The 7,769-nt window shown below is 67.9% G+C and carries 8 protein-coding genes; 6 read left to right on the top strand and 2 right to left on the bottom strand.

The genetic code is table 11. From position 1 onward, the window contains the following. Window positions 1–1,987 (top strand): S9 family peptidase (locus NS334_RS14620; RefSeq protein WP_058756693.1); only part of this gene is annotated, 1,987 nt, incomplete at its 5' end. Window positions 1,988–2,044: 57 nt separating this feature from the next. Here the strand turns inward: NS334_RS14620 and ruvX are convergent. Both ruvX and NS334_RS14610 read right to left on the bottom strand, forming a co-directional pair. After that, window positions 2,045–2,512 (bottom strand): Holliday junction resolvase RuvX, encoded by a 468-nt coding sequence (gene ruvX / locus NS334_RS14615; RefSeq protein ID WP_058756692.1) that lies wholly within the window; start codon window positions 2,510–2,512, stop codon window positions 2,045–2,047. Continuing rightward, window positions 2,509–3,606: a DUF3089 domain-containing protein gene (locus NS334_RS14610; RefSeq protein WP_058756691.1), complete on the bottom strand. Its 1,098-nt coding sequence runs from the start codon at window positions 3,604–3,606 to the stop codon at window positions 2,509–2,511. Before NS334_RS14610 ends, ruvX begins: the two co-directional genes overlap by 4 nt. A 136-nt stretch (window positions 3,607–3,742) precedes the next feature. Between NS334_RS14610 and gatC the strand changes: the two genes are divergently transcribed. Genes gatC through gatB form a run of 5 tightly spaced genes read left to right on the top strand, consistent with a single transcriptional unit; the run spans window position 3,743 to window position 7,720 of the window. After that, window positions 3,743–4,030: an Asp-tRNA(Asn)/Glu-tRNA(Gln) amidotransferase subunit GatC gene (gene gatC, locus NS334_RS14605; RefSeq protein WP_058756690.1), complete on the top strand. Its 288-nt coding sequence runs from the start codon at window positions 3,743–3,745 to the stop codon at window positions 4,028–4,030. Then, the gene (gene gatA / locus NS334_RS14600) at window positions 4,030–5,514 is read left to right on the top strand and encodes an Asp-tRNA(Asn)/Glu-tRNA(Gln) amidotransferase subunit GatA (RefSeq protein WP_058756689.1); all 1,485 of its coding nucleotides are present in this window, start codon (window positions 4,030–4,032) and stop codon (window positions 5,512–5,514) included. The genes gatC and gatA overlap by 1 nt, the downstream gene beginning before the upstream one ends. 46 nt (window positions 5,515–5,560) lie before the next feature. Further along, window positions 5,561–5,854, top strand: coding sequence for an AbrB/MazE/SpoVT family DNA-binding domain-containing protein (locus tag NS334_RS14595; protein WP_058756688.1), 294 nt, complete (start codon window positions 5,561–5,563; stop codon window positions 5,852–5,854). Continuing rightward, entirely contained in the window at window positions 5,851–6,264 is a 414-nt protein-coding gene (locus NS334_RS17820; protein WP_083500507.1) for a type II toxin-antitoxin system VapC family toxin, read from the top strand. The genes NS334_RS14595 and NS334_RS17820 overlap by 4 nt, the downstream gene beginning before the upstream one ends. Further along, window positions 6,257–7,720 (top strand): Asp-tRNA(Asn)/Glu-tRNA(Gln) amidotransferase subunit GatB, encoded by a 1,464-nt coding sequence (gene gatB, locus NS334_RS14585; RefSeq protein ID WP_058756687.1) that lies wholly within the window; start codon window positions 6,257–6,259, stop codon window positions 7,718–7,720. The genes NS334_RS17820 and gatB overlap by 8 nt, the downstream gene beginning before the upstream one ends. The last annotated feature ends 49 nt before the right edge of the window (window positions 7,721–7,769 follow it).

The following is a 7,769-nucleotide window of genomic DNA, read 5'->3' as shown; positions in this document are numbered from 1 at the left end:
GGTGATCGCGCTGGGGCGGGAGATCACTCCGCTCAGGCTGCCGTTCGAGACGTTCGATTATGCCGCAGATCATGCGGCGATCACGACTCAGGTCGACGACGCGACGTGGCGTTGTGCGCTGACCGACTATCGCTGCACGCGCGTCGAGACGCCGCAGAAGCGTCCGCGCGGGTTCGAGGTGGTGCGTGACCTGTCGGTGCCCGCGCTCAATGTGCCGCATCGTTCGCCCGACGGGACGCTGGAGGCGCTGGTCGTCGACGACAATCTGGTCGTGCGCGGCGTCGGTGGCGGCGCGGAAAAGTGGCGCAGTCAGGACGGCAGCGCGGGCGACTTCTACGATCCCGAGACGATCGCCTGGTCGCCCGACAGCCGCCATGTCGCGCTGTATCGCGTCCGGCCGGGCTATCGGCGGATGGTGACGCGCGTCGTCTCGTCGCCGAAGGGGCAGGTGCAGCCGCAGGTGGTGCAGCAACTCTATCCCAAGCCCGGCGATGCGATCGATCGGGAGCAGCCGGTGTTGTTCGATGCCGTGACCGGGCGGCATGTGGATGTGGCGACAGCGGAGGTCGCGAACCCTTGGCTGCTGGGCGATATCGAGTGGCGCAAGGACGGGCGCAGCTTTGCGTTCGATTACATGCGGCGCGGGTTTCAGCAGGCGAAGGTGGTCGCGGTGGACGCCGCGACCGGCACGGCGCATGCGGCGGTCAACGAGGAGACCAAGACCTTCGTGTTCGGCGAGCGCCGCTTCGCGCATGACGTGAAGGGCGAGGGACGCGAGTTGATCTGGGCGTCGGAGCGCGACGGCTGGCGGCATTTGTATCTGGTCGATGCCGCGACCGGGCGCGTGAAGCGGCAGATCACCAAAGGCAAATGGGTGGTGCGCGATATCGCGCGCGTCGATGACGACCAGCGCCGCATCTGGTTCTCGGCGGGCGGGGTGACGCCGGGCGAGGACCCGTACCACAAGCATTGGTTTCGCGTGGATTTTGACGGCAGCCACCTGACGCGGCTGACCAATGGCGATGAGACGCACGAGGCGCGCTTCTCGCCCGATGGCACGCGCTTCGTCGATGTGCATTCGCGTACCGACGTGCCGGAAGTGGCCGATCTGCGCGATGCCGGGGACGGCCATGTGATCGCGACGCTGGAGCGCGGCGACGTCAGCGCGCTGACCGCCGCCGGATACAGCCCGCCGCAGCCGTTCGTCGCCAAGGGGCGGGACGGCACGACCGATATCTACGGGCTGGTGGTGCGCCCGCGCGATTTCGATCCGGCAAAGAAATATGCGGTGATCGAGAACATCTACGCCGGCCCGCACGATAGTTTCGTGCCGAAGGGATATTGGCCGTTCGGCGCCTTTTCGGGCGGCGACAAGGCGATGGGGATGCAGCAGATCGCGGATCTGGGCTTCATCGTCGTGATGATCGACGGCATGGGGACAGCCAATCGGTCGAAGGCGTTTCATGACGTCGCGTGGAAGAACCTGGCCGATAGCGGCTTCCCGGACCGGATCGCTTGGATCAGGGCGCTGGCGGCGACCGATCCGGCAGTCGATCTGTCCCGCATCGGCATCTATGGCGGGTCGGCCGGCGGGCAGAGCACGCTGAACGCGCTGCTGTTCCACCCCGATTTCTACAAAGCCGGCGTGGCGTTCGCGGGCTGTTTCGACAACCGCATGGACAAGATCGACTGGAACGAACAATGGCTCGGCTGGCCGGTCGACCAGAGCTATCTCGACGCATCGGGCGTCGTCCATGCGGGCCAATTGCAGGGCCGGTTGCTGTTGGTGGTCGGCGAGCAGGATTCCAATGTCGATCCCGCCTCGACGATGCAGGTCGTCGACGCGCTGGTCCGCGCCGACAAGGATTTCGAGTTGCTGGTCATCCCGAACGGCGAGCATTCGGCCGGGCGGTCGAGCACGCCCGTCACCTATGGGCAGCGGCGCGAATATGACTTCTTTCGGCGCACGCTGGGCGGGCCGCGCTGATCATCCCGGCGCGGGTGGGGCGGCGAGGCCGCGGAGCCGCCTGCGCAGGAATGACGATTATGCGGTTACCGACACCAAAGCATCGATGGCGGCCTGCAGAATGTGCGCCGCCGCATGGTTGTCGATCCGCTCGGCGCGCTTGGCGCGGCTGAAATCCTGCTCGATCAGCGCGCGTTCGGCGGCGACGGTCGACCAGCGTTCGTCCCACAACAGGATCGGCAGGCCGGTGTCACGGCAGTTGCGGGCGAAGGCACGGGTCGACTGGCTGCGCGGGCTCTCGCTGCCGTCGAGGTTGAGGGGCAGCCCGACGACCCAGCCGCGCACCTGCTGCGCCTGCGACAGCGCCACCAGCGCCGCCTTGTCGGCGGTGAACTTGCCGCGCCGGATCAGTTGCGCGGGGCTGGCGAAGCTCCATTCGGCATCGCACAGAGCGGTGCCGACCGTCTTGGTCCCGACGTCGAGCCCCAGCAGCCGCCCGCCCTCCGGCAACAGCGCTCGGAACGCGCGCGCATTGTCGACGATCATGCCGCCAGCCGCCGCACCGCATCGGCGCGGACGTTCGCCCAGAACAGGCTGTAGTCGTACACGTGGTAATTGTTGCCGGGCAGCGCGTAGGGCCCGACATCGGGCGGCGACCCGATCAGCAGGAAACCGCGCGCGTCGCAGCGTGCGCCGATGCGCTTGGCTTCGATCCGCGCATCGCTGAGCGCAGCATCGGGGAACAGCGTCCCCAGATTGGCGCTCGCGGGCGCGGCGGCGTTCGGGGTGCCGGTCAGCGGGTTGGTGCACAGCATCGCATTGCGGCGCCGGGACTTGCCGTCGAACCCGGTCGAGCGGTCGTAATTGTCGAGGATCAGCGACGGGTCGGCCGGCTCCGCGAACGATTGCCACGACAGGACGCAGCCGCGCTGCTCGGGGCGCTCGCATGCCGGAAGCCCGAGCGCGGGCAGGTCGTTCGCCACCGACACCGGCCAGCCGACGACATAGGCCGCGACGATGCGCGTCGCGAGCGGGGTGCCCGCGACACGATCCTTCAGCAGATGCGTCAGGTGCAGCGCGCCCTGGCTGTGCCCCGCGAGGATGATGGGGCGGGTCGGCCCGGCCTCGGCGAGGAACGCGTCGAACGCGGCGAGGATATCGCCGTATGCCAGCGCCAGCGCCTGTTCGGCGGCGCGCTGATCGGTCAGGAACGCCCCGAACGTCGCCTGCCGGTAACGTGGCGCCCAGATCTCGCCCGCCTCGTTGAACGCGCTCGCCTGCCCGCGCAGGAACAAGGCGGCGCGGTTGTTGGCCTCCTCGTCGTTCAACGGCGCGTTCCAGTGCGCGCGGTTGAGGTAGGAGGTCGGGTGGATGAAGAACACGGCCGCGCCGCCGGCCGTCTTGCGCGGGGAATAGCCGGCCGGAGTCCACAGCGCCGGATTGCCGCGCAGCGCCGGGCGCGCCAGCCACATGGTGTCGGGAGCGTAATCGGCGGCGGTCAGCCGCTGCTGGTCGCGGAACGACTCGCCCGGCACCATCGCCATCCGCATCATGCCGACACCCCAGAGCCGGTAGGCGAAAGCTGCCGCGGTCGCCAACACGATCAGCGCGACGACGACGTAGAGGAATTTGCGGGCCAAATCTGCGTCACCATTGTGCGGTGCAGCAAAATCGCTGCGTTAGCAACCGCAAAGCTGGTGCCCGATCGTTTCGGGTCATGCAACCGCAGCGTCAGGCATGTTGCACAATCGTGCTCGCGGATGGTAGCGGCGGGGCATGTCCGTTGACACCGCAACCGTAAGGCGCATCGCCGGCCTCGCCCGCATCGCCATCACCGACGAGGAAGCCGCCCGGCTCGCGCCCGAGCTGGGCAATATCCTCGATTTCATCGAACAGCTGGGCGAGGTCGATACCGCCGGCATCGCGCCGATGACTGCGGTCATCCCCAACCATCTGCGGCTGCGCGACGACGTCGTCACCGACGGCGGGATCCGTGATCGCGTGCTGGCGAACGCCCCGCAGGCCGAACATGGCTTCTTCACTGTGCCCAAGGTGATCGAATAATGACCGAGCTCACCGATCTGGGCATCGCCGCGATCCGCAACGGCGTGCGCGACGGCGATTTTTCCGCGCGGGAGGTGGCCGAGGCGTTCAACGCCGCCGTCGCCGCCGCGAAGCCGCTCAACGCCTTCCTCGTCGAAACCCCCGACCACGCGCTGGCCGCCGCCGACGCCGCCGACACGGCGCGCGCGGCGGGCGAAACGCTCAAGCCGATGGCCGGCGTACCGATCGGGATGAAGGACCTGTTCTGCACGAAGGGCGTCGCGACCACCGCGTCGAGCCACATCCTCGAAGGCTTCACGCCCGAGTATGAATCGACCGTCTCGCAGAATCTCTGGAACGCGGGCGCGGGCATGTTGGGCAAGCTCAACATGGATCAGTTCGCGATGGGATCGTCGAACGAAACCAGCTATTTCGGCAACGTCGTCAGCCCGTGGCGGCGCAGCGACGGCGGCAATGCCGATCTCGCCCCCGGCGGCTCGTCGGGCGGCTCGTCGGCGGCGGTCGCCGCGCGCATCGCGCCGGGTGCGACCGGCACCGACACCGGCGGCTCGATCCGCCAGCCCGCTGCGTTCGTCGGCATCTCGGGCATCAAGCCGACCTACGGTCGCTGCTCGCGCTGGGGCACGATCGCCTTCGCCTCGTCGCTCGACCAGGCCGGGCCGATGGCGCGCGACGTGCGCGACTGCGCGATCATGCTGGAGGCCATGGCGGGCTTCGATGCGAAGGACGCCACGTCGCTCGACCTGCCCGTCCCGCAGTGGGAGGCGCAGCTCAACGCCTCGCTCAAGGGCAAGCGCGTCGGTATCCCCAAGGAATATCGCGTCGACGGCATGCCCACCGAGATCGAGGCGCTCTGGCAGCAGGGGATCGCGTGGCTGAAGGATGCGGGCGCGGAGATCGTCGACGTCTCGCTGCCGCACACCAAATACGCGCTCCCGGCCTATTACATCATCGCGCCTGCCGAGGCGTCGTCGAACCTCGCGCGCTATGACGGCGTGCGCTACGGGCTGCGCGATCTGCCGGACGGCGCGAACCTCCAAGAGATGTACGCCAAGACCCGTGCGGAGGGTTTCGGGGACGAGGTGAAGCGCCGTATCCTGATCGGCACCTATGTGCTGTCGGCGGGCTTCTACGATGCGTATTACACGCAGGCGCAGAAGGTCCGCACGCTGATCGCGCGCGATTTCCAGCGGGCGTGGGAGGCGTGCGACGTGCTGCTCACCCCGACCGCGCCCTCGGCGGCGTTCGCGCTGGACGAGAAGTCGGCCGATCCGCTGGCGATGTACCTCAACGACGTGTTCACCGTGCCGTCCAGCCTTGCCGGGCTGCCGGCTATGAGCGTGCCGGGCGGGCTGGACGCGGCCGGGCTGCCGCTGGGGTTGCAGATCATCGGCAAGCCGCTCGACGAACAGGGCGTGCTCAACGCCGCGCTGGCGATCGAGGAACGCGCGGGCTTCACGGCGCGGCCGGGCAAGTGGTGGTAGACACCAGACCGTGCTGGTGTTACCCCGGTAACACTGGAGGCTGGCGATGAACGCACCGCTCGACAAACGCACCCGGACCAACATGACGAGCAAGGGGCAGGTGCTGATCCCCAAGGACGTGCGCGACCTGATCGGGCTGATCCCCGGTCAGCCGGTGGATGTCGGCGTCAACGACCGCGGCGAAGCTGTAGTGGTTCCCGGCGCGCGCGCGATCGAAACGCCGCAGGCCCGCCGCGCGCGGCTGATGCACGCGCTCGCCGAGCTGCGGCGCGACCCGCTGTTCCATCGGCCCTCCGGCGAGATGATGCGCGACATTCGTGGCGACGAGCCGCTGCCGTGATCTTCCTCGACACCAACATCATCATCGACCTGTTCGGTGACGATGACGACGCGGCGGTGGAATGGTCGATCGCGCGCTATGGCGATGCGGTCGCCGCCGGCGCGGTGGTCTGTAACCAGATCGTGCTGGCCGAACTCGCCGGCCATGCGCCCGGCGTTTCCGCCTTGCGGCAGCGGCTCGACCGGCTGGAAATCGACGTGCTGGACTTCGCCGACGATGCGGCGTTCCGCGCCGGCGCGGCGTTTCGCGACTATCGCGATCGTGGCGGGCCGCGCACCTCGATCCTGAGCGACTTTCTTATCGCCGGCCATGCGGTGGCGCTCGGCGCGGCGTTGCTGACCCGTGATCGCCGGCTGGCGCGCTACTTCCCCGACCTCAACCTCATCACACCCGAGACCGATCATGGCTGACGCAACCACTTCGTTCCGCATCAAGGGCGCCACCGGCGATTGGGAGGTCGTGATCGGCCTCGAGGTCCATGCGCAGGTGACGTCGAACGCCAAATTGTTCTCCGGCGCGGCGACCGCGTTCGGGGCCGAGCCCAACACGCAGGTGTCGCTGGTCGACGCCGCGATGCCGGGGATGCTGCCGGTGCCGAACCGCGAATGCATCCGCCAGGCGGTGCGTACCGGCATGGCGATCGACGCGCAGATCAACAAATGGTCGCGGTTCGATCGCAAGAACTATTTCTACGCCGATCTGCCCCAGGGCTATCAGATCTCGCAGCTCTACCACCCGCTGGTGGGCGAGGGCGCCATCGAGATCGAGGCCGATGGCTATACCAAGACGATCGGGGTCGAGCGCATCCACGTCGAACAGGACGCGGGCAAGCTGATGCACGACCAGCATCCGACCCGTTCCTATGTCGACCTCAACCGCTCGGGCGTCGCGCTGATGGAGATCGTCAGCTGCCCGGACATGCGCTCGCCGGCCGAGGCGGGGGCGTATCTCACCAAGCTGCGTTCGATCCTGCGCTATGTCGGGTCGTGCGACGGCAACATGGACCAGGGCTCGATGCGCGCCGACGTCAATGTCAGCGTGCGCAAGCCGGGCGAGGAGTTCGGCACGCGGACCGAGACGAAGAACGTCAATTCGATCCGCTTCGTGATGGCCGCGATCGAGCATGAGGCGGGGCGGCAGGTCGACGTGCTCGAATCCGGCGGCACGATCGTGCAGGAAACGCGGCTCTTCAATCCCGACACCGGCACGACGCGGTCGATGCGGTCGAAGGAAGATGCGCACGATTATCGCTACTTCCCCGATCCCGACCTGCTGCCGCTGGAGCTGGACGACGCTTTCCTGGCCGAATGTCTGGCGTCGCTGCCGGAACTGCCCGATACGAAGCGCAAGCGTTACGAGGCGGCGGGGATCACGCCGTACAATGCCGCGGTGCTGACCGCCGAGGTCGAAAGCGCGCGCTGGTTCGATGCGCTGCTGGAGGCGGGCGCGAAGCCGGTCGCGGCGGCGAATTGGGTGACCAGCGAGCTGTTCGGCGCGCTCAACCGGCTGGGCAAGAGCATCGGCGACAGCCCGGTGACGCCGGGGCAGGCCGCCGAGCTGCTGGCGCTGGTCGCCGACGGGACGCTGAGCGGCAGCCTGGCCAAGCAGGTGTTCGAGGCGATGCTGGAAACCGGCGACGCGCCGGGCAAGATCGTCGAGGAGCGCGGGTTGAAGCAGACCAGCGACACCGGCGCGATCGAGGCGGTGATCGCGGAGGTGCTGGCGAAGAACCCCGGGCAGCTCGAACAATATCGCGGCGGGAAGGTCGCGCTGTTCGGCTTCTTCGTCGGTCAGACGATGAAGGCGATGGGCGGCAAGGCCAATCCGGGCGTGGTCAACGATTTGCTGAAGAAGGCGCTCGGTTGATCGCCTTGACGAGGAGGCGGGTGGGGTGTCTCGTGTCACCCCACCCGCC

The organism is Sphingomonas endophytica (genome assembly GCF_001476895.1).
Lineage (GTDB): Bacteria > Pseudomonadota > Alphaproteobacteria > Sphingomonadales > Sphingomonadaceae > Sphingomonas > Sphingomonas endophytica_A.
The sequence above is the reverse complement of the archived record's forward strand: the minus strand, read 5'-3'. Positions and strand labels throughout refer to the sequence as shown.